This window comes from Bradyrhizobium sp. MOS003, assembly GCF_003020125.1.
Taxonomy (GTDB): Bacteria; Pseudomonadota; Alphaproteobacteria; order Rhizobiales; family Xanthobacteraceae; genus Bradyrhizobium.
Map to the genome: position 1 here is coordinate 613962 of NZ_PYFW01000001.1, position 23725 is coordinate 637686.

Here is a 23725-nt window from a genome sequence, read left to right on the forward strand (position 1 = left end):
CCTCACACGATCCGTGACGCCTTGTTGCCCCAATATCGGTCCCGCAGCAGGCGCTTGTACAGCTTCCCCGTCGGCAGCCGCGGCAATTCCTTTTCGAAATCTACCGAGCGCGGCACCTTCTGCCGCGACAGCGATTTTGCGCAGAACGCGATCAGCTCGTCGGCGAGCGCCGTGTCCGGCGCGATTCCGGGCATCGGCTGTACAACCGCCTTCACCTCTTCGCCGAGATCTGGATTGGGCACGCCGAACACGGCGGCATCGGCGACCTTGGGATGGGTGATCAGCAGATTCTCGCATTCCTGCGGATAGATGTTCACGCCGCCGGAGATGATCATGAAGGTCGCGCGGTCGGTCAGGTAGAGGAAGCGGTCGGCATCGACATAGCCGACATCGCCGACCGTGCTCATGCTGCCATCGGCCGAGCGCGCCTCCTTGGTCTTCTCCGGATCGTTGAAATACTCGAACGGCGTCGCCGTCTTGAACCAGACCTGGCCGGGGGTGCCGGTCGGGCAATCCCGCATGTTCTCGTCGAGGATGTGGAGGTCGCCGAGCAGCACCTTGCCGACGGTGCCGCGGTGGCCCAGCCATTCCTCGCTGTTGCAGGCGGTGAAGCCGAGGCCTTCGGTGGCGCCGTAATATTCGTGGATGATAGGGCCCCACCATTTGATCATGTCGTCCTTGACCAGCGCCGGGCAGGGCGCCGCTGCATGGATCGCGATCTCCAGCGACGACAGGTCGTAGCGGCCGCGCACCTCTTCCGGCAGCTTCAGCATGCGCGAGAACATCGTCGGCACCAGCTGGGTGTGCGTGATGCCCCAGCGCTGGACCAGCTCGAGGTAGCGCTCGGGATCGAAGCTCTCCATGATGATCACGGTGCCGCCCATGCGGATCGTGAGATTCACGGCCGCCTGCGGCGCGGAATGATAGAGCGGCGCCGGCGAGAGATAGACCATGCCCTCGCGGTAGTGCCAGAGCTTGGTCAGGAAATCGAACAGCGGCAGATTGTGCTTCGGCGGCTCCTCGGGCAGCGGTCGCAAAATGCCTTTCGGTCGTCCGGTCGTGCCGGACGAATAGAGCATGGCGGTGCCGAGCCACTCATCCGCGATCGGTGTTGTCGGCATATCCGCGGTCACGTCCGCAAGACCGACGATGCGCTCGCTCTCGCCGGGGCCGTCGGCGACGATGCAGAGCTTGATATCGGGACAAGCCTGGATCGCCTCGCGGGCGATGTCGAGCTTCGCCACCGACGTGATCAGGATCTTCGATTGGCTGTTGACGAGCAGATAGGCGAGCTCGCCCGGCGTCAGGAAGGAGTTGATGCAGGTGTAATACAGCCCGGAGCGCTCGCCTGCGCCGCAGGCCTCGAGATAGCGGGAATTGTTCTCCATGAAGATCGAATAATGATCGAGCCGCTTCAGGCCGTGCTTGCGGAACAGATGGGCCAGCCGGTTGCTGCGCGCATCGAGCTCGCGATAGGTGACGGCTTCGCCTGTTGCCGCCATGATGAAGGCGGGCTGCAGCGGGCGTAGGCGGGCATGCTGACCTGGGTACATCTATCCTCCGGCTCTGGACTATGCGGCGAGAAGCAGGATTTCGCGCACCTGCGCCGGGTCTTCGATCTTGCGCGGATTGCGCGGAATCCAGTTGGTGCGCATCGCCTGCTCGGCGATATCATCGAAATGCTCGGGCGAGACGCGCACCTCCGCGAGGCTGCGCGGCATGCCGAGCGAGCGGATGAAGGCATCGAGCACGTCGGCCGCGGCGTGGCCGGGATAGCCCATGGCGGCAGCAACGATCATCTGCCGCTCGGCATTGTCGCGCGCATTCCAGCGCATCACCGCCGGCAGCATGATGCAGGAGGTGTAGCCGTGCGGCACGTCGAAGGCCGCGCCCAGCACGTAGCCGATGCCGTGGCTCGCGCCCATGGGAACGCCGGCCGCGAGCGCGCCCATCGACAGCCAGGTGCCGATCTGCGCATCCATCCGCGCGTCGAGATCGGCGGGATCGGCTTTCACCCGCGGCAGCGCGTCGGCGAGCATGGCGAGGCCCTTCACCGATTGCGCGTCGGCGTAAGGATGCGTCTCACGCGAACAGATCGCCTCGACGCAATGGTCGATGGCGCGGACCCCGGTCGACAGGAACAGCCATTCCGGCGTGTGCACGGTGATGGCGGGATCGAGGATGGTCGCGCGCGGTACGGCGAGCGGGTGCCGCAGCATCTGCTTGACGTTGGTGCGGCGGTCGGTGACGCCCGCGATCGCGCTGAACTCGCCGCCGGCGATCGTGGTCGGCACGCTCACCTGCCGCACCGTCGGGGCGTTCATCTCGGGCGTTATGCCTTTGTGTACGCGGATGCGCTCGATGCCGTCGACATCGTCGATGCCGTTGGCGAGGCAAAGCTGCATCGCCTTGGCGCCGTCGGTGATCGAGCCGCCCCCCACGGTGACGATCAAATCGGCACCCGCTTCGCGCGCGGCATTTGTGGCCGCGATCACCGCCTCGCGCGGCGTATGCGCCGGCATCGCATCGAACAGGCCGGCGCAGCGGGAGCCCAGGGCCTGCTTGATTTTCTCGATTGCGTCGGTCTGCCGGCTGAGCGTGCCCGACACCATCAGGAAAGCACGATGTGCTCCCAACCGGTCCATCTGTGCGACGATGGCCTCAGTCGCAGGATGTCCGAACACGACCTCCTCGATCGCGCCGAAAACGACACGTCCTTGATGCACGCCTGTCCTCCCGGACAATTCGTCTTGTTCTTGTGGAAGTAATCTAGCCGAGCCGCCGGCTCCCGTCATGTGCGAAGGCGCTGGCTTGTTTCCTTACTATTCCCCTAGGGCCCTCCAGGAGCGGGTGGCAGCGTGCCTTCTCGCATCGCGTGAGAGAGCTCCGCTCGGGTCCGTCAACCCGCCATCCGGTCAGGGTGTGCTTGAAAGCCCTGCCCGAGCTTTGGTCTTGAAGTGTTCATCAACTCCACCCATCTTGGGTCGCCCGCGGGTAAATGCCTACCCTGCTTTTTCCGCGGCTTTTGACAAAGGACGATGCGAGGACCTGGGATGGCTGGACCGGATGGAAGCAAGCGACTTGTCAAAAAGCACGATTTCATCCAGCCGCGGCATTACACGCTAGCGGGTCTGCTCGTCGCTTCGTTCGCGCTCACTGGTTGCGGGCAGCCGACCTCGCAAGCAGCCGCTCCTCCGCCGCCGCCGGTGACGGTCGCCCAGCCGGTCAAGCGCACCGTCACCGATTGGGACGAGTTCACCGGCCGCTTCGAGGCGGTCGAGGAGGTGCAGGTGCGCCCGCGCGTCGGCGGCTTCGTCAACTCGGTCGAATTCCAGGACGGCGCCATCGTGCATCAGGGCGATCTGCTCTACGTGATCGACCCGCGTCCGTTCGAGGCAGTCGCCACGCAGGCGGAGGGACAGCTGTCGGATGCCCGCGCCAAGGTGGAACTGGCCAAGCGCGAGCTCGACCGCGGCCTCAGCCTGGTGCAGACCAGCGCGGTCTCCGAGCAGGTCGTCGACCAGCGCCGTCAGGCCCTGCAGGCTGCGCATGCCGCGGAGGTGCAGGCGGAAGGCGCGCTGAAAGCCGCCAGATTGAACATCGAATTCACCCATGTAACGGCGCCGTTGACCGGCCGCGTCGGTCGGCATCTCGTCAGCCCCGGCAATCTCGTGCAGGGCAGCGACAATGGCTCTTCGACCCTCCTGACCTCGATCGTCACGCTCGACCCGATCTACGTCTATTTCGACATGGATGAGGCGACCTTCATCAAATACAGCAAGCTGTGGTTCGAAGGCCGGCGCCCGAGCTCGCGTGACACGGCCAATCCGGTGCAGGTGACGCTGGCCGGCGAAACCAAGCCGTCGCATGAAGGCACCATCAACTTCCTCGACAACCGCCTCGACGTTTCGACCGGCACCTTGCGCAGCCGCGCCGTGGTCAAGAATATGGACCTGTCGATCCTGCCCGGCCAGTTCGGCCGCGTCCGGCTGATCGGCAGCGCGCCCTATGAGGCGCTGCTGATTCCGGACGTCGCCGTTGCGACCGACCAGTCCCGCAAGATCGTGTTCGTGGTGAAACCCGACGACACGGTGGAGGCGCGCCCTGTGCTGCTCGGGCCGCTCGACGAAGGCCTGCGCGTGATCCGCGAGGGATTGAAGGCCGATGACCGCGTCATCGTCAACGGCATCCAGCGCGCCCGTGTCGGCGCCAAGGTCACGCCGCAGACGGCGCAAGCCCCAGCCGGTGGCAAGTCATGAATCTCGGCCGTCTCTCCATCAACCAGCCCATCCTGGCGATGGTGCTGTCGATCGTGCTGCTGATCGTCGGTGCGCTCGCCTACACCACGCTGCCGGTGTCCGAATATCCGCAAGTGGTGCCGCCGACCGTCGTCGTCACCACGCAATATCCCGGCGCCTCCGCGCAGACCGTGTCGGACACGGTGGCCGCTCCCATCGAGCAGGAGATCAACGGCGTCGAGGACATGCTGTACCTCTACAGCCAGGCCACCTCGAACGGCCAGCTCACCATCACCGTCACCTTCAAGCTCGGCACCGATCTCGACAAGGCCCAGGTGCTGGTGCAGAACCGCGTCGCGATCGCGCAGCCGCGCCTGCCCGAGGAAGTCCAGCGCAACGGCGTTACCACCCGCAAGAACTCGCCCGACATCCTGATGGTCGTGTTCATGCTGTCGCCGGACGACACTTTCGACCAGCTCTACATCTCCAACTACGCGCTGCTCCAGGTCCGCGACCAGCTGCTGCGTCTCGACGGCGTCGGCGACATCCAGATGTTCGGCGCGCGCGACTATTCGATGCGGCTGTGGCTCGACCCCGATCGAATTGCCAATCTCGGCCTGACCTCGGCCGAGGTGCTGGCCGCGATCCGCGCCCAGAACGTGCAGATCGCCGGCGGCCAGATCGCCGAGCCGCCGATCGCCGATCGCGCCTTCCAGCCCAACCTCACCTTCACCGGCCGCCTGAAGGACCAGAAGCAGTTCGAGGACATCCTGATCAAGGCCGGCTCGGACGGCCGTATCGTGCGATTGCGCGACGTCGCCCGCATCGAGCTCGGCGCGCTCTCCTACACCACCAACAGCTTCCTGCTGCGCAAATCCGCGGTCGCGATGCTGGTGACGCAGCGGCCCGGCTCGAACGCGCTCGCCACCGCGAAGAACATCACCGATACCATGACGAGGCTGAAGGAGACCTTTCCGAAGGGTCTCGATTTCAATATCGGCTATAATCCCACCGAGTTCATCGCCCAGTCCGTCCACGAACTGATCAAGACCATCTACGAAGCCATGCTGCTCGTGGTCATCGTGGTGCTGGTGTTCCTGCAGGGATGGCGGCCCGCGATCATTCCGATCATCGCAATCCCGGTGTCGCTGGTCGGCACCTTCGCGGTGATGGCGGCGCTGGGCTTCTCCATCAACAACCTCACTTTGTTCGGCCTCGTCCTCGCCGTCGGCATCGTCGTCGACGACGCCATCGTGGTGGTCGAAAACGTCGAGCGCCATCTCGAGCACGGCATGAGCCGGCGCGACGCGGCGCTGAAGACGATGGAGGAGGTCGGCGGCGCGCTGGTCTCGATCGCACTGGTGCTCTGCGCGGTGTTCGTTCCGACGGCGTTCCTCGGCGGCATCTCCGGGCAGTTCTTCCAGCAATTCGCCGTCACCATCGCGGTTGCGACCGCGATCTCCTGCTTCTGCTCGCTGACGCTGTCGCCCGCGCTGGCCTCGCAGATCCTCACGCCGCACGGGGAGAAGCGGCCGCCGGCGAGCTGGAATGTCGTCGCGCGCGGGTGGAACGCCTTCACCGGTGTGTTCAACCGCGTGTTCGACCGGCTGGCGCACGGCTATGCCGGGCTTGCCAATTTCGTCATTCGGCATTCGGTGGTGATGATCCTGATCTACGTCGTGCTGATCGGCAGCGCCGGCTGGCTGATCGCGACCACGTCGCAAGGCTTCATTCCGGCGCAGGACCGCGGCTACGTCATCATCTCCGCGCAATTGCCAGGCGCCGCGTCGCTGGCGCGCACCACGGAGGTCGTGCGCGAGATCGAGCGGATCTCGCTCGATACGCCGGGGATCGTCCGCGTCGCTGCCTTCGCCGGCTTCTCGGGCGCCACCCGCACGCAGGCCGGCAATGCGGCCGCGCTGTTCCCGGTGTTCGACGAGCCCGAGGCTAGGATCAAGAAGGGGCTCACGGCGAATGCGATCACGGCCGACCTGCGCAAGCGCCTGTCCGCGATCCAGGGCGCGTTCATCATCGTGATCCCGCCGCCGGCCGTACCGGGTATCGGCACCGGCGGCGGCTTCACCATCCGCATCCAGGACCGTCAGGGCCGCGGGCCGGAGATGCTCGCCGCAGCCACCGATGAGCTCGTTGCCGCGGCGCGCAAATCGCCCTCGCTGCTCGCTCCCACGGTGTTCTCGCCGTTCTCGGCCAACACGCCGCAACTGTTCGTCGACATCGACCGCACCAAGGCGCAGAAGCTCGGCGTTCCCATCTCGAATATCAACGACACGATCCAGAGCTATTTCGGATCGACCTATGTCAACGACTTCAACCTGTTCGGCCGCACCTATCACGTCACCGCGCAGGCCGACTTCCCGTTCCGGAAGGAGCCGAGCGATCTCGCACGCCTGCGCACGCGCAACGCCTCCGGCGACATGGTGATGCTCGGCAGCGTGGTCGAGTTCAAGGATGTCTCGGGTCCCGACCGCGTCGCGCGCTACAATCTCTATGCGGCGTCCGAACTCCAGGGCGAGCCGGCGCCGGGCACCAGCTCGACCACGGCGCTCAACACCATCAAGAAGCTGGCGGACGACACCTTGCCGAGCGGCTTCACCTTCGAATGGACCGACCTGTCCTATCAGCAGATCACCGGCGGCAATGCCGGCCTCTACGTGTTCCCGATCTGCGTGCTGTTCGTCTATCTGGTGCTCGCCGCACAATATGGCAGCTGGACCCTGCCGTTCGCGGTGATCCTGATCGTGCCGATGTGCCTGTTGGCTGCCACCATCGGCGTGCGCATCATGGGGCAGGACGTCAACATCCTCACCCAGATCGGCTTCGTCGTGCTGGTGGGGCTGGCGGCCAAGAACGCGATCCTGATCGTCGAGTTTGCGCGCGACATCGAGAACGAGGGCAAGCCGCGGCTGGAGGCCGTGATCGACGCCTGCCGGCTGCGCCTGCGACCGATCCTGATGACGTCCTTCGCCTTCATCCTCGGCGTGCTGCCATTGGTGATATCGAGTGGCTCCGGCTCGGAGATGCGGCAGGCCGTCGGCGTCGCCGTCTTCTTCGGCATGATCGGCGTCACCCTGTTCGGCCTGTTGTTCACGCCGATCTTCTACGTGGTGGTGCGGAACCTTGCCGAGGGGCGGAACGAGGGGAAGCCGAAGGTGGTGGGCTCTTAACTGCAGATGGTGGCCACCGGCGTACTCTTACCCCTCGCTGTCGTCCCCGCGTAGGCGGGGACCCCTATCCCCAGGGAGAAGATGCGGCGAGATTGGTAACCACGAATCTCCGCCAAACTTCCCCCTGGGTATATGGGTCCCGGATCTGCGCTTCGCTTGTCCGGGACGACGGCGGTTGTTTGGCGCGCAGAATCCCATACTAACGGCCAACGTGAAATGGATGGGCAGGCGCGGGGTTCTTCACTAGTATCCGCGCGATTTCAAAACAGAAAACTGCTGGGAGCTAACAGATGAAATCAGCACTTTTGGCCGCCGTCGCAACCTCCGCCCTGGTGCTGGCGGCGCCGGCGTCTGCTCAAGGCGTCAAGATCGGCATTCTCAACGACCAGTCCGGCGTCTACGCCGATTACGGCGGCAAATGGTCGGTGGAAGCCGCCAAGATGGCGATCGAGGATTTCGGCGGCGAGGTGCTGGGGCAGAAGATCGAACTCGTCACCGCCGACCACCAGAACAAGCCTGACCTCGCGACCTCGATCGCGCGGCGCTGGTACGACGTCGAGAACGTCGACATGATCACGGAGCTGACGACCTCCTCGGTCGCGCTCGCGATTCACGAGCTCTCCAAGGAAAAGAAGAAGATCGACATCGTCGTCGGCGCCGCGACCTCGCGCCTCACGGGCGATGCCTGCCAGCCCTATGGGTTCCACTGGGCCTACGACACCCGCGCGCTCGGTGTCGGCACCGGCGGTGCGCTGACCAAGGCCGGCGGTGACACCTGGTTCTTCCTCACGGCCGACTACGCCTTCGGCTACGCGCTGGAGAAGGACACCAGCGAGATCGTCACCGCCAATGGCGGCAAGGTGGTCGGCTCGGTGCGCGTGCCGCTCAACTCCTCGGACTTCTCCTCCTTCCTGCTGCAGGCGCAGAGCTCGAAGGCCAAGATCGTCGGCCTCGCCAACGCCGGCCTCGACACCACCAACTCGATCAAGCAGGCGTCCGAGTTCGGCATCGTCTCCGGCGGCCAGAAGCTCGCCGGCCTGCTGATGACGCTCGCCGAGGTGAACGGCCTCGGGCTGCAGGCCGCACAGGGCCTCGTGCTGACCGAAGCCTATTACTGGGATGTCAACGACCGCTCGCGCAATCTCGGCGAACGCTTCCTCAAGCGCACCGGGCGGATGCCGAACATGATCCAGGCCGGTACCTATTCGGCAACGCTGAGCTACCTGAAGGCGGTCAAGGCGGCCGGCACCAAGGATCCCGATGCGGTCGCCAAGAAGCTGAAGGAGCTGCCCGTCGACGACGACTTCGCGCAAGGCGGCAAGGTGCTCGAGAACGGCCGCATGGTCCACGACATGTATCTGTTCGAGGTCAAGAAGCCCTCGGAATCGAAGAAGCCTTGGGATTATTACAAGCTGCTCGCCACCGTTCCCGGCGACAAGGCCTTCTTCACCGCCAAGGACAGCGGCTGCCCGCTGACGAAGTGACGCTCTGGTGTCCCGGACGAGCTGCAGGGTGAAACGCTGCTGCGCAGAGCCGGGACCCATACTCCTCCACGTTCGATGCCACATGGGTCCCGGTTCAGCGGCGCAGCGTTGCACGCTGCACCGCGCCCGGGACACGAGAGCCTGTGCTGCGGCGCCTCACACCAGCCGCAACACCACCGCCCCCAGCGCCCCCGCCCACAATGCGATGGCCGCGATACCCTGGATCGCAAAGCCCGGGCCGCGCTTGGCGGCCGCCTTCGAATAGCCGATGAAATAGACGACGCGGCCGATGATCCAGACCGCGCCGATCGCTGCCGCGATGCCGTCGCCGATATAGACCGCGAACAGCCAGAGCGCCGGCAGAAAGATCGGCATCCATTCCAGCGTGTTCATCTGGATGCGGAAGGCGCGTTCGAAATCCGGGTGGCCCGACATTGCCGGCACCTTGACACCGGTCTTGCTGCGCGAGCGCGACACGTTGATGCAGGTGAAGAAATAAAACGCGATCGCCAGCAGCGTGACGAGAGCGGTGAAACGATACATCGCGAAATCCCTTTGAAGAGGCCGCTGCTTCAATAGCCGGTCAGCTCGAGATAGCCAACGCCGTCATGCGTCCCGGCGAAGCTGATCGGCCCCTCCCAGTAGGAGAAGCCGGTCCCCATCCAGGCTTTTGGATTGAGCGGCTTGCAGCGGATCGAGAATGATCGCGACGGGATCGCGATCTGCCATTCCACCGGCAGCTTGCGTCCGGCGACCTCCGCTGTCGCCTTCGGGATCATTTGAATGTCGCCGCCCGCGATCATCTGGGTCTCGCCGGCAGCGCTGATCCAGTTGCCGAACGGATAATCCCGGCCGTCCTTCTGCCGCAGCCGGTACAGCATCAACTTGTCGCCGGACGCGAGATGCAGCGACAGCCAGTCCCAGCCGGTCTGATCGGCGTCGAGCGGCTGGCTGCTCCATTCGCGGTCCATCCAGGCCTGGCCCGAGACATCGACCGGCTTGTCGTCGATGGTGAGCGCGCCGCGGGCGCGGTAGAACGGCTGGCTGTAATAATAGGACGCCTGGCCGCGCTCCGATTTGCGGCTGTAGCCACGGTCGCCCTGCAGCACGACCGGACGATCGGCTTCAAGCGTCAACGCGTAGCTGAAATCGGTGCTGGACGCTTTCAGCTCCAACGGCGCCAAAGTGCGATCGTCGGTGCGGTCAAAACCCTTCAGCTCCCAGTCGTCGATCCAGGCATCGAACGTCTTGGCCGTGACGCCGGCCTGGCCCACACCGCCGCGTGAAAAGACCTCGTTGAAGCGGTGGGTGTCGGCCCGCGTCACCGCGGCGTGCGCCATCCAGACCTGCTGATTGGCCCAGCCCTCGCCTTGCGGGCCCGGCTGCGCCGCCTGGCGGAACAGCGTCCATTGCAGGCCGCAAGCCGCGCCGCTGGAATCGACGAGGTTTGCCGTCAGATACCACCACTCGATACGAAACTCCGGATGCGGTCCGTGATCGCCGGGAAAGGCAAACAGCTTCCCCGGCGTCACCTTCGCAAAGCCATCGGCTTTCTCACCCAGCCCCGCATAGCCCTGCGCACCGGCCTGCCGCGCGAGAGCAAGCGCAGCGATGCCGCCGGCGAAGGCGCGGCGCGAGATCCGATCAGCGCTCATTGGCAAACACCTTGACGAGGCTGGCCGGCTGCATCCGCGCCAGCCGTATCACCGGCAACAGCGCCGCAAGCATCGACGCGACCAGCGCCACCGCGACCAGCTCGACCAGTTGCAGCGGGAACACATGGAACGGCAGCCGCCAGCCGAACGCCTTCACGTTCACGATCGCGATCAGGCACCACGCCACCAGCAGCCCGAGCGGCACCGCCAGCAGCGCGGTGAACAGCGCCACCGACAGCGTCTTGGTCAATTCGATCGCGGCAAGGTGCGGCCGCGTGATGCCGATCGCCCATAGCGGCGCAAGCTGCGGCAGGCGGGAATTCGCCAGTGTCAGCAGGCTCGTGAACAGTGCGATTCCGGCGACACCGAGTGTGAACGCATTCAACGCGGACGTGACAGCAAAGGTGCGGTTGAAGATCCGGATCGATTCGGCCTTCACCGTGGCCTGGTCGGCGACACTGCGATCGTCGAGCGCAAACTGTTTCTGCAACGCCCCGATCAGGCCCGGGATGTTTTCCTTTGCGACGATCAGCCCGATCCGCGTCTGCGGCGTCTGTGGAAACTGCCGGATCAGCGCGGCGACGTTGACGGTCAGCTGCCCCTTGGGATTGCCGTAATCGGCATAGATGCCGACGATGTCGAGCTCCCAGCTCCCGCCCGGCGCCGGCACCTCGACGACGTCGCCGATGCGGACGTTGAGACGGCGGCTGAGCTGCTCGCTGATGAAGGCGGCATTACCCGGCACAAGCCGGGTCCAGGCCTGCGGCACGGCCTCCAGCAGCGGCCAGCGCTCGCGATAGAGCGCGTGATCGGGCAGGCCGAGCAATTCCACTGGCTGGCCCTGAACCTGCGTCTCGGCGCGGCCACCCGACAGGATCGCCTGCACGTCGCTGCGCTCTTTCAGCCAGTTGCGGATCGCAACGCCTTGGCCGTCGTCGGAGGCGCTGATATAGACGTCAGCTGCGAGCCGACCGTTGAGCCAGCCGAGGAAGGTGCGGCTGAACGTCTCCACCATGGTGGAGACCCCGACATTGACGGCGAGGGCGAGCAGCAGCGCCATCAGCGCCAGCGATAGTCCGGAGAGTTGCTGCCGGCTGTCTGCCCAGAACCACAGCGCAAGCGGTCTTCGCGCAGCGCGTTGCCCCGCGAGCAGGAGAAGTTCGAGGAAGGCCGGCAGGATCAGCGCCGCACCGAGCATCAAGGCCGCCAGCAGGCCGAAGCCTGCGATCAGCGATTCGCCATAGCCAAGCAGCAGCAGCCCGACGGCGAACACGGCACAGGCGGCAAGACTCTGCAGGACCAGCCAGCGGCGCTGCCGCTGTTGCCAGGCGCGCGGCTGCGCCGTCGCCAGCACCGGCATCCTGATCGCCTTGATCAGGCTGGTCGTCGCCGCAACGAGCGCGCCGGCAATGCTGATGCCGATGCCGGCGAACCACCATTCGGGCCGCAAGCTGAGCTGCCCCGGGATCTGTGCGCCATAGAGTCCGCGCAGCGACGCCGCGACGTCGGGCAGCAACACGGCCGCGATGAAATAGCCGCACACGAGTCCGATCAGCCCGGCGATCAGCGCCAGCGCGACGAGTTCGACCACCAGCACGCTGTTGACCAGCCGCGCCGAGGCACCGCAGGCGCGCAAGGTGCGCAGCATCGGCAGTCGCTGCTCGAAGGCGAGGCCGACGGCCGAATTGACGATGAAGAGCCCGACGAAGAACGACAACAGGCCGAACGCCGTGAGGTTGAGATGAAAACTGTCGGTGAGGCGCTCCAGCTCGGTCTCCGCAGTCGGCTCCACCTGCTGCAACTGGTCGCCGACCACGCTGGCGAGCCCCGCGGGCTTGCTCTTGGGCTGGCCGATCAGAAGCCGCGAAACCTGATCCGGCTTGTTCAGCAGACGCTGCGCGACGCCGATGTCGACCACCAGCACGCCGGGCGCGAGCTGCGGCAGCACGCGCAGCGGCGGCAGTTTTGCGCCGTTGCTGATCGGGAGTGACGCGCCTTCGGCTTCGTGCAAGTCGCTCAGCGTCTCCGGTGCCACCAATGTCTGGCCCGGCGGCGCCACGAAGCTGCCCAGGTCGGAGGCGCCGAGACGCGGTGCGTTGCCGATTTCGACCGGCAGCGTCACCGGCTCGATGCCGAGCAGCCGCAACGAGCGGCCGTTGACCTGGACGCGGCCCTCCAGCGTCGGCGACACCGGCCAGCCGGCGCGGCGGAGTTTCACGTACAACTCTTGCGGAAAGGTCGCCGCGTCAGGCGCGACCAGCATCGCGGTGCGTGCGCCACCAAAGGTCGCCGCGGCGCGGTCATAGGCAGTGCGGGCCTGCTGGTTGATGGCCTGCACACCGCTCCACAGGGCCGTCGCCGCGATCAGCCCGACCAGAAGCGTCGCGAACTGCATCTTGTGACGCCGCCAATGGCTGAGCAGCACCGCGAGCACCCACAGCGCGCGTCTCATGCGATCCGCCCCGCATGCAAGGTGAGATGGCGGTCGAGCGTCGCTGCCAGATGCAGGCTATGCGTCACCATCAGGAAGCCGCAGCCGGTGCGCGCGACGAGGTCGCGCGTCAGCGCCAGCACGTTCTCGGCGGTAGCCTCGTCGAGATTACCGGTCGGCTCGTCCGCCAGCAGCAGCGATGGCTTTATCGCCAGCGCCCGGCCGATCGCGACCCGTTGCTGCTGACCGCCGGACAATTGCTCGGGATAGCGCTTCAGCAGAGCGCCGAGCCCGAGCCGCTCGACCAGTTCCTTGGTCCAGGCCGCATCTTGACGCTCGGCGATCCGAGCCTGAAAGGCCAGATTGTCCGCGACCGACAGGCTCGGGATCAGGTTGAATTGCTGGAAAACCAGCCCGATCCGGTCGCGCCGCAAGCGGGCGCGGCCAGCATCGGACAGCGCGGTAACCTCGATGTCTTCCAGCCGGATCGTGCCGCCATCGGCAGCGTCCAACCCCGCGATCAAATGCAGCAAGGTGCTCTTGCCGCTGCCGGACTCGCCGGTCAGCGCGATGCGCTCGCCGGCCCTGAGGTCGAGATCGACACCGCGCAAGACGTGGACCGGCTCGCCGGCCGAGGAGAAAGTCTTGGAGAGATTCTTGATGTTCAACACGATGAATGGCGCCGGACGGAATTAGCGGAATTGCTGCGTAGCACACCTACCGGGGAAATGCTGGTTGCGTTGCTCTCGAACCCGTTGTTAGCTTCCAAGGCGGCCAAATCAAAAAAGTGCCAAGAACGAAAAAAGCATCGATGGGGGAGGATCATGAGCGTTGAGCGAACGGCGGAGATGGCCGGCAAGGCGATCGGGACCAAGGCAACGCCGAAGGGCGCCTGGACCGTCACGTTTCTCCTCTTCCTCTTCATGGTCGTGAACTTCGCCGACAAGATCGTCGTCGGTCTCGCCGGCGTGCCGATCATGACCGATCTGAAGCTCAGCCCGGAGCAGTTCGGCCTGCTCGGCTCCTCGTTCTTCTTCCTGTTCTCGATCGCCGCCATCGTGGTCGGCTTCATCGTCAACAAGGTGCCGACGCGCTGGGTGCTGCTCGTGCTCGCGGTGATCTGGGCGCTGGCGCAGTTTCCGATGGTCGGCACGGTGTCCTTCACCACGCTGTTGATCTGCCGCATCGTGTTGGGCGCCGGTGAAGGCCCAGCCTTCTCGGTCGCGGCACACGCGATCTACAAATGGTTCCCCGACGAGAAGCGCACGCTGCCCACCGCGATCCTGTCGCAGGGCTCGGCTTTCGGCGTGATCCTGGCGGTGCCGGCGCTGAACTGGGTCATCGTCAATCATTCCTGGCATTACGCCTTCGGCGCGCTGGGCGTCGTCGGCCTGATCTGGGTCTGTGCCTGGCTCGCGCTCGGCAAGGAAGGCCCGCTGGAGGACACGCAGGTCCTGGCCGCGACCGAGCAGAAGATTCCCTACTTGCAGCTTCTCACCTCTCGCACCTTCATCGGCTGCGTCGCCGCGACCTTCGGTGCCTATTGGGCGCTGTCGCTCGGCCTGACCTGGTTCACGCCGTTCATCGTCAAGGGCCTCGGTTTCTCGCAGAGCCAAGCCGGCTTCATCTCGATCCTGCCCTGGGTGTTCGGTGCCACCATCGTCATTCTCACCGGGTGGATCTCACAGGTGATGATGGCCCGTGGCTACAACACCCGCGTGGCGCGCGGCGTGCTCGGTTCGGTGCCGCTGGTGCTCGGCGGGCTGATCCTGGCGATGATGCCGCATGTCCAGGGCGCAGGCCTCCAGATCGCACTGCTCGTGGTCGGCTCGGGACTTTGCGGGGCGATCTACGTGGTCTGCCCGCCGATGCTCGGCGAGTTCACGCCGACGTCGCAGCGCGGCGCCGTTCTCGCGATCTACGGCGCGCTATACACGCTGGCCGGAATCATCGCGCCGGCGGTGATGGGAGCGATGATCCAGCGTGCCGGCAGCACGATCGACGGCTACATGACCGGCTTCACCATCAACGCCGTGATCATGGTCGGCTCCGGCCTGCTCGGCCTGCTGCTGCTGTGGCCGAACACGGAAAAGGCCCGACTGACGCGTGGCGCGACGGCGCAGTCCGCCGCGCTGAAGGGTGCGGTGTCGCCGACGTAAGGGGCCGGTTCGCCCCACCCGATACTGAAAATGAGGCGCGGCCTTCGCGCCTCATTACAGCCGTGGCTAATTCACCCCCTGCGCCCCACGAATCAGCTTCCCCGGCCGCCGTCCTGTCGCTTCGCCGTGCCGACGCGTCACCACTCCCGAGACGATCGTCGCGTCATAGCCGTCGACGTCCTGCAACAGCCGTCGCCCGCCCACCGGCAGATCGTAATGCACCTTCGGCGGATGCAGATGCAGCCGGTCATAATCGATCACATTGAGGTCGGCCTTGTAGCCGGGCGCAATCAGCCCGCGATCGGTGAGGCCGACCGACAGCGCGGTCTTGCGCGACTGCGCCGCCACCACGAACGGGATCGACAGCTTCTCGCCGCGCCTGCGGTCGCGCGTCCAGTGCGTCAGCAGATAGGTCGGGAAGCTGGCATCGCAGATGATGCCGCAATGTGCACCGCCGTCGGACAGGCCCGGCACCGATTGCGGGTCGATCAGCATTTCGCGCGTCGCATCGAGATTGCCGTCGGCATAATTGAGGAAGGGCACATAGAGCATGCCGCGGCCCTCGTCCGACAGCATCGCTTCATAGGCGAGCTCTTCCGGCTGGCGTCCCTGCCGCCGTGCCTGCGGCCCCAGCGCGTTTTCCGGCGGCTGCTCGTAATCGGGGGGATCGCCGAGCAGGAACATCTTGTCGTAGTTGGGCCGGAAGAACAGCGGATCGTCGGTGGCGGTCGCAGTCTCGCTCAGGATCGCCTTGCGCACCTCCGGTTGATGCAGCCGCGCCAGCCGCTCCTGCAACGGCAGATGTGCGATGGCCTTGTAGCTCGGATGGGTCTGGAACGGGTTGCGCGACAGCTCGAGCCCGAGCAAGAGACCGACGGGGCGCGCCGCGATCTGCGCGGTGATGGAGAGGCCGCGTTTGGCGGCCGCGTTGATCTCGTCGAGCGTCTGGCGCCAGCGCTGCGGCGCCTTGTCGTTCTGCGTGATCGAGAACGAGATCGGACATTTGGTGGCATCCGCCACCCGCAGCATCATCGGCAGGTCTTCGTGGATGGTGGAGAGGTCGAGCACGAATTGCAGCACGCTGCGGCCCTCGCCGTGCATCGCGCCCGCGATGGCGGTGAGCTCGTCCTCACCGGCCTTCAGCGTCGGCGTGAAATCGCCGGTCGAGGTGCGGTGGTTGAGCGTCCGCGACGTCGAGAAGCCGAGCGCGCCGGAGCGGACCGCTTCGCCCGCGAGCTTTGCCATCGCGGCATTATCCTCGGCAGTCGAAGGATCGCGGCGCGCGCCGCGCTCGCCCATGACATAGACCCGCAGCGCCGCGTGCGGCAGCTGTGCGCCGACGTCGATGTCGAAATCGCGCTTCGAGAGCCAGTCCATGTAGTCCGGAAAGCTCTCCCAGGCCCAGGGAATGCCTGCGCTCAGAACAGGCTCGGGAATGTCCTCGACGCCTTCCATCAGCTGGATCAGCCTTGTGTGATCGACAGGCTTACACGGCGCGAAGCCGACGCCGCAATTGCCCATGATCGCGGTGGTGACGCCGTTCTGCGAGGACGGCGTGATATCCTGGCTCCACGTGACTTGACCGTCATAGTGCGTGTGCACGTCGACGAAGCCCGGCGTGACGAGCTTGCCGCGCGCGTCGATTTCCTCGCGGCCCTTGGCCGAGATATTGCCGACCTCGGTGACCTTCCCGCCGCTGACGGCGACATCAGCCTCGAACAGCTCGCCGCCGCGACCGTCCGCGACGGTGCCGCCGCGGATCACGAGGTCAGGATTGCTCATGGTGCTTCTTCCCGGTGTGTTGTTTTGCTTGGGCGCATTTTCGGGCGCGCGGTCGCAGTGTCAAGCGCGGGGAAGTGCGCTCAGGGTTGCGTTGCAGCCTTGGCCGGCTTCCGTTCCGTGAACGGCGACAGCAGCACGGTCGCGACCATGAAGATCACCGACGCACCGAACACCCAGTGCGGCGCGCTCTGGTCCATGATCCAGCCGAACAGCAGCGGCGAGACGATGCCGCCGAGATTGAAGCCGGTGGAGACGATGCCGAAGGCGCGTCCCGCGGCGCCTGCCGGCGCGGCATTGCGCACCAGCATGTCGCGCGAGGGTGCGATCACGCCGGAGAGGAAGCCTGCCGCGGTCATGGTTGCGGTCAAGGCCCAGCCCGGCAGCGTCACCAGCGCGATCAGCAGCACGATCGCCGCGTTCGCGGCAAAGCAGGCCGCGGCGACATAGCCATGGCGTTCGGTGTGATCGGCGAGGAAGCCGCCGGCCAGCACGCCGGCGGCGCTGGCGCCGAGGAAGGCCGTCAGCGCGACATTGGCGATCGAATAGGAGGTGCCGTAGCCGCTCATCAGCGCCACCACGCCGAAATTGTTGATGCCGGCCACCGACAGGCTGAGCAGCATGAACAGAGCCGTCAGCGTGATCAGCGCCGGAGTGACGACGGCCTGCCTCGGTGCGTTCTCGTGGCCCGGCTTCGTCTTGTGGGCGCCGGCCTCGGGGATGCCGATGGCCACCAGCAGCAGCGCCACCAGAATGGCGATGGCGCCGGATGCGATCAGCGCACCGACCCCGCCCGACACGATGACGAGCGCGGCGACGATCGCCGGCGTCACCGCGCCGCCGAGATAGCCGGCAAAGGTGTGGATCGAGAAGGCGCGGCCCATCCGCGCCTCGTCCATGTGCTCGGCCAGGATCGCGTAATCGGCGGGGTGATAGACGCTGTTGGCGAGCCCGAGCAGCACGGCGCAGGCGATCAGCGAAGCGTAGCTCACATGCAGGCCGAGCAGGATCAGCGCGCAGCCGCCGAGCATCAGCCCGATCAGCAGGATTTTGCGCGCACCGAAATGGTCAACGAGATAGCCGGTCGGCGCCTGAGTCAGGCCGGAGACGACGGCAAGCGTGGTCAGCGAGAAGCCGAGCTCGACATAGCCGACGCCGAGCTTGTCCTTGAGGAACGGGAACAGCATCGGCAGCACCAACAGATGGAAGTGGCTGACCCAATGCGCGATCGAGATTCCGGTCAGCGTGCGGAGCGCGCTGTCCGCCTTGCCTTGCTGCGGTGCGGCAAGAATATCGACCATTGCAGTTTCGTTTTCGCTCCCTGGAAGGCGCGCAAACTATCGGGGAGAGCGGTTATTTGTCCATGAACGCAGGCGCATGGCAGCTAGTGCGGGTGGGGGCGACCCCGGCTTGGGCCTCTCACAACGGCTCATCATCCGGGCCATAGCGGTCGCGCTTGGGCGTTGCGATGTCGCCGTCCTCGTAGTCGTCCTCATCGAGAGGCGGCGGAGGTGTCTTCGCCTTGCCTTCCGCCGGCTTCTTCTCGGCGATCTTGGTTTCGGCGGCTTTGGGCGGCTCGCTTGGTTTGCAGATCCTGGTCATGTCTGGTCCCGGATGGTGATGCTGCATCCGATCCTATCCGGAAGATATGTGCAGTTTCTGACCTATCGCAAGCAGGCGGTCAGTGCACCAGCGGCCCGCCTGCCTTCTTCCAGGCATCCACGCCGCCGGCGATGTGGGCGGTGTTGGACAGGCCGGCCGCCTTGGCCGCCGCCACCGCCATCGCCGAGCGCTCGCCGAACGCGCAGAAGAACACGATGCGGCGGCCGGTGGCGGCGGCGACCTCGCGCAGCATGCCGCCCGGTTTGAGGCTTTCCTCGACGGACGGATAGGGCGTATGCAGCGCGCCTTCGAGCATGCCGTGCTTCATCCGCTCGTTGGTTTCGCGCAGATCGACCAGCAGCATGTCGGGCCGGCCGAGGACGCGGATCGCCTCGACTGCGCTGAGCGCGCGACCTTCCTTCTCGAGCTCTTCCTGATGCAGGCCGACATGCATGTTGGCGGGCACCGCCACGTCCATCATCTTCGGGTTGGGCAATTTCAGGTTCGCCATCAACTCGATATATTCGTCGACCGAGCGCACCTGGAGCCGCGGGTTGAAGCGCTTCTCCTCGCCGATGGTGGAGACGGTGTCGCCCTTGTAGTCATGCGCCGGGAACACCATCGTCTCCTCCGGCAGCTTGAGCAGCCGGTTGAAGATCGAATCGTACTGCGCGCGCGAAGAACCGTTCTGGAAATCGGTGCGGCCGGTGCCGCGGATCAAGAGCGTGTCGCCGGTGAAGACGCGATCGCCCATCAGATAGGAATAGGAATCGTCGGTGTGGCCGGGCGTGTACATCACGTCGAGCGACAGGCCCTCGATCGTCACCTTGTCGCCGTCGGCGACCCGCATCGCCACCACGTCGGCCTTGGTCTGGTCGCCCATCACGGTCATGCAATGGGTGCGGTCGCGCAGCTCGCCGAGGCCGGTGACATGGTCGGCATGCAGATGGGTGTCGACCGCCTTGACCAGTTTGAGGTCGAGCTCGCGCAGCAATTGGCAGTAGCGATCGACCTTCTCCAGCACGGGATCGAGGATCAGCGCCTCGCCGCCGGGGCGGCTGGCAAGCACGTAGCTGTAGGTACCCGAAACGCTGTCGAAGAGTTGGCGGAAGATCATGGCGAGACCCGGCGAGGGGAACTGATTGTCGCGGATTCTACTACGCCGCGGGCCATGAAGAGAAGCAATTCACTGTGTTTGGAGCAAAATTTGGAAGATTTTTATTGGGTTGATAGGGCGACGGGCAGCCGGATAGCAATGAAGGCTTGGGAGCAGTCAGCCCCGCGATGGCGGCTCGCCCACCCACCGCTGTCATTCCCCGCGAAGGCGGGGAATCCAGTAATCCGCGGCTTCTCGATTCATCCAACGGCGGTCACGGAGTACTGGATCGCCGCCTTCGCGGCGATGACACCAAATGTGTGGCGGGGGACGTGCTGCGCACTCCGGACAGCCCTACGGCCTCACCACCGTATAACCGTTCTCCGCCAGGAACAGGATCTGCCCGACGCCGACCTGCACCGGTGTCGCGGCGGGGATAAACTCCGGCCGCTTGCCGGTCTCGCGTTCGATCGTATCGACCGTGTTGAGGCAGATGTCGAACCGCACGCCCTGCGCGATCAGGCTTTCGACCTGCTTGCGACGCTCGCTGCCGGACAGCAGGAGCTCGATGCCGGGCCCGAACGTCACCACTTCGATCGCGATCTTGTCGGGGTCGTAGGCTTTCAGAAGGTTGTTGGCGACGCTCAGCACCAGCGCCTGCTTCTTCGCATCGCCGTCGGAGAGTTGCAGCACGATTCTATGCTCCGCGAACGGCTTGTCCTGGAGAGGCACCTGCTGCGCCGAGGCCGGCGCAATCGCGGTTCCGACCAGCAGCGCCAGCATCAGCGCAAATGAGATCCGCGCCCACCTCATCCCTGTCCCGCAATGCCCGGATTGTTCTCGACGCCCCTCAGCGTCACGCCGGAGCCGAGCCGCTCCTGAAACATCCGGCCCGAGCGCAGATATTTGCCGACGACGTCCCACACCGGCGCGCCCTGCTGGCCGTTGACCGATGCCCAGCCTGCGACCTTGTAGCGGTGGCCGGCGCTGAGCGCCTTGCCGCTATTGAGCTTCAACTCCGAGATGCGGCCACCGATCGCGCCCGTCGGCGTGCAGGTGTAGCTGAGCCCGCCGGTGCGCACCATGTCGCCGCCCTGCTGGTAATAGGGGTCGGCATTGAAGAGGTTGTCGCAGACGTCTTCCAGCACGTCCTTGATCTGGGCGCCCGTCATCTCCTGCACGTACGTCTCAGGATAGGTGATCGCCGTCTCCGCGAGCAGATCCTCCATGGTCAGCGGCTGGCCTGACAGCGCGGTAATGCCCCAGCGGAACCCCGGCGACAGCGCGATCTCTGCATCGAGCTCGGCGCGCAGCGCGGTGCAGATCAGCTCGTCGACCGGCCCGGAGAAATTGCCGCGGCGATAGAGCAGGCGGTCGGGCGTTGCGATCTTCTCCGACCAGTCGGTCACGTGCGGCGCGCGCAGCCGGCCGATCAGCTCGGCCATGGCGGGATCGGGCTTCAGCAGCTCGGAATAGACTGGCAGCAGATGATAACGAACGTCGCCGACCTTGCCCTTGTCGATTGCAAGGTCGAGTACGGCGAGGAATTTTCCGTTGGAGCCGGCATTGGTGACGAGCGTGGTGCCGCCGGCGTTCTTCACTGGCATAGGCTGCGGCACGGCGTCATGGGTATGGCCGCCGAGAATGACGTCGATGCCGGTGACGCGGCTTGCGAGCTTGAGGTCGACATCCATGCCGTTGTGCGACAGCAGGATGACCGCATCGACCTTGTCGGTGCCGCGCAGGCCATCGACATGCTTCTGCAATTCCTCTTCGCGGATGCCGAAAGTCCAGTCCGGCGTGAACCGCTTGGGATGCGCGATCGGCACGTAGGGGAAGGCCTGGCCGACGATCGCGATCCGGTGACCGCCGATCTCCTTGATGACGGAGGGCTTGAACACGCGCCCGGTGGCCTTGTCGAAGGCGGGAGCGTCGTTGAACGCGGCTTCCTCGGTCAGGAAAACGTTCTGCGCCAGGAACTCGCCCTTGAAGCGCTCGAGATTGTCGCGCAGCACCTGCTCGCCATAGGTGAACTCCCAATGCCCGGTCATCGCTTCGATGCCGAGCAGATTGGCGACCTCGACCATGTCGCGTCCCTGCATGACGTTGGCAAGCCCGGTGCCCTGCCAGAGATCGCCGCCGTCGACGAGCAGCGAACGCTTCTCGCCGACCTCGCCGCGCAAGCGATCGACCAGCGTCTTCAGATGGGCAAAGCCGCCGAGCTTGCCGAAGCGTCCCGCGGACTTGTCGAACTCGAGACAGGTGAAAGCATAGGCATCGGCGCTGTCGGGGCGGATGCCGAACCGGTCGAGGAAGGCGCGGCCGACCAGATGCGGCGGCCGCCCCGCCATCTCGCCGATGCCGATATTGACGCTGGGTTCGCGGAAATACACCGGGTTGAGCTGCGCATGCGTGTCCGTGATGTGGAGGATCCGCGCATTGCCGAACCGTTCGAGGTCGTAGATACCGGCAGTCTCGGTGCCCCGCGCAAGCCGCGGCAGTCCGAGAGAAGCGGCCGCAAGGCCCGCGCTCTTCAGGAAATCACGGCGGCGGATCGCCATCCAAAAATTCTCCGCGCCCTCAATGTCGCAAGACTGTTTCAGTTCAGGCCAGTCTAGCGGATTTCCATCGCCTTCCAGGCGTCTTTTTCGGTCGTCGCCTGGAAGATCGACGCCTTTGCCAGCGCTTCGGCCTCCCTGGCTGAGGCTGTGGCGCGGTCGAAATCGCCGCCATCCGCCGCCTTCCTGGCCGCGGCCAGCGTCGCGACGGTGGTGGTCCACTGATTGCGCAAGCCGGCAGCCTCCTTCGATGCGGCTTCGGCGGTGGCATAGGCCGCCTTGTAATCCGCTTCGTTTGCCGCGCGCGCCGCCGGCGCGAGGCTCAAGGCTAGCAGCATGGCGAGGGGAAGTGACCGCTTCATGGCCGCGCTCCCGGTCCGGATATCGGCAGCCCGTTGGCGACGTAGGACAGGAAATATTCGACGTCGCGGTATTCGTCCGACTGCGGCTCCAGCGGAACCGCGCGGGTCTGGCTGTTGCAGGTGACGAAGCGGCGGCTAATGGTGCCCATGCCGCTCCATTCGGAGCGGTAGATCGGCATCGCGTTGAGAATGCCGAGCGCCGGCGCCAAGACCTCGGCGCGGATGCGCTCGCCCGGGCTCTGCACATGGCAGCTGGCGCAAGAGAAGTTCATCTGGCCGCGGCGGGTGTAGAAATAGCGCTTGCCGTTCTCGAACGCCGCGAGCGCGCGCGGATCGTCGGGAATCCTGATCTCCATCGGCTTGCCGCGCGAGGTGAAGGCCATGTAGGCGGTGAGCGAGGCCATCTCGTCCTTGACGTAGGAATAGGGCTGTTCGCCATTGGCCTCGCGGCAGCGGTTGAGCGCGAGCTCCAGCGTGACGACCTTGCCTTCCTTCTCGTCGAAGTAAGGATAGTTCTGGCGGATGCCGACGCCGCCATTGGGGAAGCAATCAGCATAGGTCTTGCCGTTCTTGAACGGGGTCGCGAACATCTCCTTGCCGGCGTCGAGCGCGAATTCGTAAGGCGGGAATTCTTCCTTCTCCTGCCACTGCCGCTTCATGTCCGCGTTCATGGAATATGGACCGTTGACGAAGTCCTCGTGCTTCACCTCAGGAAATTTCTGGAAGAAGAAGTTCTGGAACGCCTTGGCGTCGGCAACGGGATCGACCTTGTCCGCCGCGATGACCCGCGGCGAGGTGAGGGCGAACGCTGCGAGCGCGGCACTGAGCGAGCCAAGCAACAGGGCAGATCGGGTCTTCATCACGCGATCTTCGCGGTGGTCGTATCCGACGCACCCTTGTTGTCGGTCCAGGAAATCTTGAGGTCGTCGCCCTTCTTGGCGCCCTTGAAGCTGAACTTGACATAGGGGTCCTTGGAGACCGCGGTGCCCCAATCGGCGACGAAGACGTCCTTGCCGTTACATTCGAATGTCAGTTGCTGGATGTAGTGTGCCGGGATCACCTCACCCTTGGGATCCTTGACCAGGCCGGTATCCATGGGGTGCTGGATCAGCGCCTGCACCTCGGTGATGTCGCCATTGGACGTTGCGCGCACGCGAATGCTTGATGCCATCGGAC

General features: G+C 65.3%; 19 protein-coding genes. 4 read left to right on the forward strand and 15 right to left on the reverse strand.

The features are described from left to right. Positions 1-2 precede the first annotated feature (2 nt). Positions 3-1553, reverse strand: a complete 1551-nt coding sequence (locus C7G42_RS02910) for an AMP-binding protein (RefSeq protein WP_106947573.1) — start codon at positions 1551-1553, stop codon at positions 3-5. A gap of 18 nt (positions 1554-1571) precedes the next feature. Beyond that, the gene (locus C7G42_RS02915) at positions 1572-2726 is read right to left on the reverse strand and encodes an iron-containing alcohol dehydrogenase (protein ID WP_199580613.1); all 1155 of its coding nucleotides are present in this window, start codon (positions 2724-2726) and stop codon (positions 1572-1574) included. Between the two features lie 327 nt (positions 2727-3053). On the opposite strand from C7G42_RS02915, the gene C7G42_RS02920 reads away from it, so the two are divergent. The 3 genes from C7G42_RS02920 (at position 3054) to C7G42_RS02930 (ending at position 8907) form a co-directional block, all read left to right on the forward strand. After that, positions 3054-4259 (forward strand): efflux RND transporter periplasmic adaptor subunit, encoded by a 1206-nt coding sequence (locus C7G42_RS02920; protein ID WP_199580614.1) that lies wholly within the window; start codon positions 3054-3056, stop codon positions 4257-4259. Further along, positions 4256-7423, forward strand: a complete 3168-nt coding sequence (locus tag C7G42_RS02925; protein ID WP_106947576.1) for an efflux RND transporter permease subunit — start codon at positions 4256-4258, stop codon at positions 7421-7423. Before C7G42_RS02920 ends, C7G42_RS02925 begins: the two co-directional genes overlap by 4 nt. 290 nt (positions 7424-7713) lie before the next feature. Next, complete coding sequence (locus C7G42_RS02930; RefSeq protein WP_106947577.1) at positions 7714-8907, forward strand: ABC transporter substrate-binding protein; 1194 nt, start codon at positions 7714-7716, stop codon at positions 8905-8907. A gap of 156 nt (positions 8908-9063) precedes the next feature. On the opposite strand, the gene C7G42_RS02935 is transcribed toward C7G42_RS02930, so the two are convergent. Genes C7G42_RS02935 through C7G42_RS02950 form a run of 4 tightly spaced genes read right to left on the reverse strand, consistent with a single transcriptional unit; the run spans position 9064 to position 13664 of the window. Further along, positions 9064-9450: an MAPEG family protein gene (locus tag C7G42_RS02935; protein ID WP_106947578.1), complete on the reverse strand. Its 387-nt coding sequence runs from the start codon at positions 9448-9450 to the stop codon at positions 9064-9066. Between the two features lie 29 nt (positions 9451-9479). Further along, entirely contained in the window at positions 9480-10562 is a 1083-nt protein-coding gene (locus tag C7G42_RS02940) for a lipocalin-like domain-containing protein (RefSeq protein ID WP_106947579.1), read from the reverse strand. Then, positions 10552-13014: an ABC transporter permease gene (locus tag C7G42_RS02945; protein ID WP_106947580.1), complete on the reverse strand. Its 2463-nt coding sequence runs from the start codon at positions 13012-13014 to the stop codon at positions 10552-10554. The genes C7G42_RS02940 and C7G42_RS02945 overlap by 11 nt, the downstream gene beginning before the upstream one ends. Further along, on the reverse strand, positions 13011-13664 hold the full coding sequence (locus C7G42_RS02950; protein ID WP_106947581.1) for an ABC transporter ATP-binding protein: 654 nt from the start codon (positions 13662-13664) through the stop codon (positions 13011-13013). Before C7G42_RS02950 ends, C7G42_RS02945 begins: the two co-directional genes overlap by 4 nt. Before the next feature lie 153 nt (positions 13665-13817). On the opposite strand from C7G42_RS02950, the gene C7G42_RS02955 reads away from it, so the two are divergent. Beyond that, positions 13818-15152, forward strand: a complete 1335-nt coding sequence (locus C7G42_RS02955; RefSeq protein WP_106947582.1) for an MFS transporter — start codon at positions 13818-13820, stop codon at positions 15150-15152. Positions 15153-15218: 66 nt separating this feature from the next. Here the strand turns inward: C7G42_RS02955 and C7G42_RS02960 are convergent, their stop codons facing one another. From C7G42_RS02960 to soxZ, 9 genes are all read right to left on the reverse strand, one after another. Then, on the reverse strand, positions 15219-16934 hold the full coding sequence (locus C7G42_RS02960; RefSeq protein ID WP_106947583.1) for an N-acyl-D-amino-acid deacylase family protein: 1716 nt from the start codon (positions 16932-16934) through the stop codon (positions 15219-15221). Positions 16935-17014: 80 nt separating this feature from the next. After that, a complete protein-coding gene (locus tag C7G42_RS02965; RefSeq protein WP_106947584.1) occupies positions 17015-18232 on the reverse strand; it encodes an MFS transporter in 1218 nt (405 codons plus the stop codon). 118 nt (positions 18233-18350) lie between these two features. Beyond that, positions 18351-18533, reverse strand: a complete 183-nt coding sequence (locus C7G42_RS02970; RefSeq protein WP_106947585.1) for a hypothetical protein — start codon at positions 18531-18533, stop codon at positions 18351-18353. A gap of 79 nt (positions 18534-18612) precedes the next feature. Further along, positions 18613-19650 carry an MBL fold metallo-hydrolase gene (locus C7G42_RS02975; RefSeq protein ID WP_106947586.1) on the reverse strand — a complete coding sequence of 346 codons (1038 nt, stop codon included), beginning with the start codon at positions 19648-19650 and terminating at the stop codon, positions 18613-18615. 333 nt (positions 19651-19983) lie between these two features. Then, positions 19984-20442: a DsrE family protein gene (locus tag C7G42_RS02980; RefSeq protein WP_106947587.1), complete on the reverse strand. Its 459-nt coding sequence runs from the start codon at positions 20440-20442 to the stop codon at positions 19984-19986. Beyond that, the gene (soxB, locus tag C7G42_RS02985; RefSeq protein WP_106947588.1) at positions 20439-22190 is read right to left on the reverse strand and encodes a thiosulfohydrolase SoxB; all 1752 of its coding nucleotides are present in this window, start codon (positions 22188-22190) and stop codon (positions 20439-20441) included. The genes C7G42_RS02980 and soxB overlap by 4 nt, the downstream gene beginning before the upstream one ends. A gap of 53 nt (positions 22191-22243) precedes the next feature. Continuing rightward, positions 22244-22549: a hypothetical protein gene (locus C7G42_RS02990; RefSeq protein WP_106947589.1), complete on the reverse strand. Its 306-nt coding sequence runs from the start codon at positions 22547-22549 to the stop codon at positions 22244-22246. Next, positions 22546-23409, reverse strand: a complete 864-nt coding sequence (soxA, locus tag C7G42_RS02995) for a sulfur oxidation c-type cytochrome SoxA (protein WP_199580615.1) — start codon at positions 23407-23409, stop codon at positions 22546-22548. The genes C7G42_RS02990 and soxA overlap by 4 nt, the downstream gene beginning before the upstream one ends. Further along, positions 23409-23720, reverse strand: coding sequence for a thiosulfate oxidation carrier complex protein SoxZ (gene soxZ, locus C7G42_RS03000; RefSeq protein WP_094976288.1), 312 nt, complete (start codon positions 23718-23720; stop codon positions 23409-23411). Before soxZ ends, soxA begins: the two co-directional genes overlap by 1 nt. Positions 23721-23725 lie beyond the last annotated feature (5 nt).

What these genes read in the sequence shown, in the direction of transcription:
- C7G42_RS02960 (WP_106947583.1), bottom strand. Translation starts at nt 16,934, where the DNA reads ATGAGCAATCCTGACCTCGTGATCCGCGGCGGCACCGTCGCGGACGGT.
- C7G42_RS02940 (WP_106947579.1), bottom strand. Translation starts at nt 10,562, where the DNA reads ATGAGCGCTGATCGGATCTCGCGCCGCGCCTTCGCCGGCGGCATCGCT.
- soxA (WP_199580615.1), bottom strand. Translation starts at nt 23,409, where the DNA reads ATGAAGACCCGATCTGCCCTGTTGCTTGGCTCGCTCAGTGCCGCGCTC.
- C7G42_RS02955 (WP_106947582.1), top strand. Translation starts at nt 13,818, where the DNA reads ATGAGCGTTGAGCGAACGGCGGAGATGGCCGGCAAGGCGATCGGGACC.
- soxZ (WP_094976288.1), bottom strand. Translation starts at nt 23,720, where the DNA reads ATGGCATCAAGCATTCGCGTGCGCGCAACGTCCAATGGCGACATCACC.
- C7G42_RS02970 (WP_106947585.1), bottom strand. Translation starts at nt 18,533, where the DNA reads ATGACCAGGATCTGCAAACCAAGCGAGCCGCCCAAAGCCGCCGAAACC.
- C7G42_RS02910 (WP_106947573.1), bottom strand. Translation starts at nt 1,553, where the DNA reads ATGTACCCAGGTCAGCATGCCCGCCTACGCCCGCTGCAGCCCGCCTTC.
- C7G42_RS02980 (WP_106947587.1), bottom strand. Translation starts at nt 20,442, where the DNA reads ATGAGGTGGGCGCGGATCTCATTTGCGCTGATGCTGGCGCTGCTGGTC.
- C7G42_RS02990 (WP_106947589.1), bottom strand. Translation starts at nt 22,549, where the DNA reads ATGAAGCGGTCACTTCCCCTCGCCATGCTGCTAGCCTTGAGCCTCGCG.
- C7G42_RS02945 (WP_106947580.1), bottom strand. Translation starts at nt 13,014, where the DNA reads ATGAGACGCGCGCTGTGGGTGCTCGCGGTGCTGCTCAGCCATTGGCGG.
- C7G42_RS02920 (WP_199580614.1), top strand. Translation starts at nt 3,054, where the DNA reads ATGGCTGGACCGGATGGAAGCAAGCGACTTGTCAAAAAGCACGATTTC.
- C7G42_RS02975 (WP_106947586.1), bottom strand. Translation starts at nt 19,650, where the DNA reads ATGATCTTCCGCCAACTCTTCGACAGCGTTTCGGGTACCTACAGCTAC.
- C7G42_RS02925 (WP_106947576.1), top strand. Translation starts at nt 4,256, where the DNA reads ATGAATCTCGGCCGTCTCTCCATCAACCAGCCCATCCTGGCGATGGTG.
- C7G42_RS02930 (WP_106947577.1), top strand. Translation starts at nt 7,714, where the DNA reads ATGAAATCAGCACTTTTGGCCGCCGTCGCAACCTCCGCCCTGGTGCTG.
- soxB (WP_106947588.1), bottom strand. Translation starts at nt 22,190, where the DNA reads ATGGCGATCCGCCGCCGTGATTTCCTGAAGAGCGCGGGCCTTGCGGCC.
- C7G42_RS02935 (WP_106947578.1), bottom strand. Translation starts at nt 9,450, where the DNA reads ATGTATCGTTTCACCGCTCTCGTCACGCTGCTGGCGATCGCGTTTTAT.
- C7G42_RS02965 (WP_106947584.1), bottom strand. Translation starts at nt 18,232, where the DNA reads ATGGTCGATATTCTTGCCGCACCGCAGCAAGGCAAGGCGGACAGCGCG.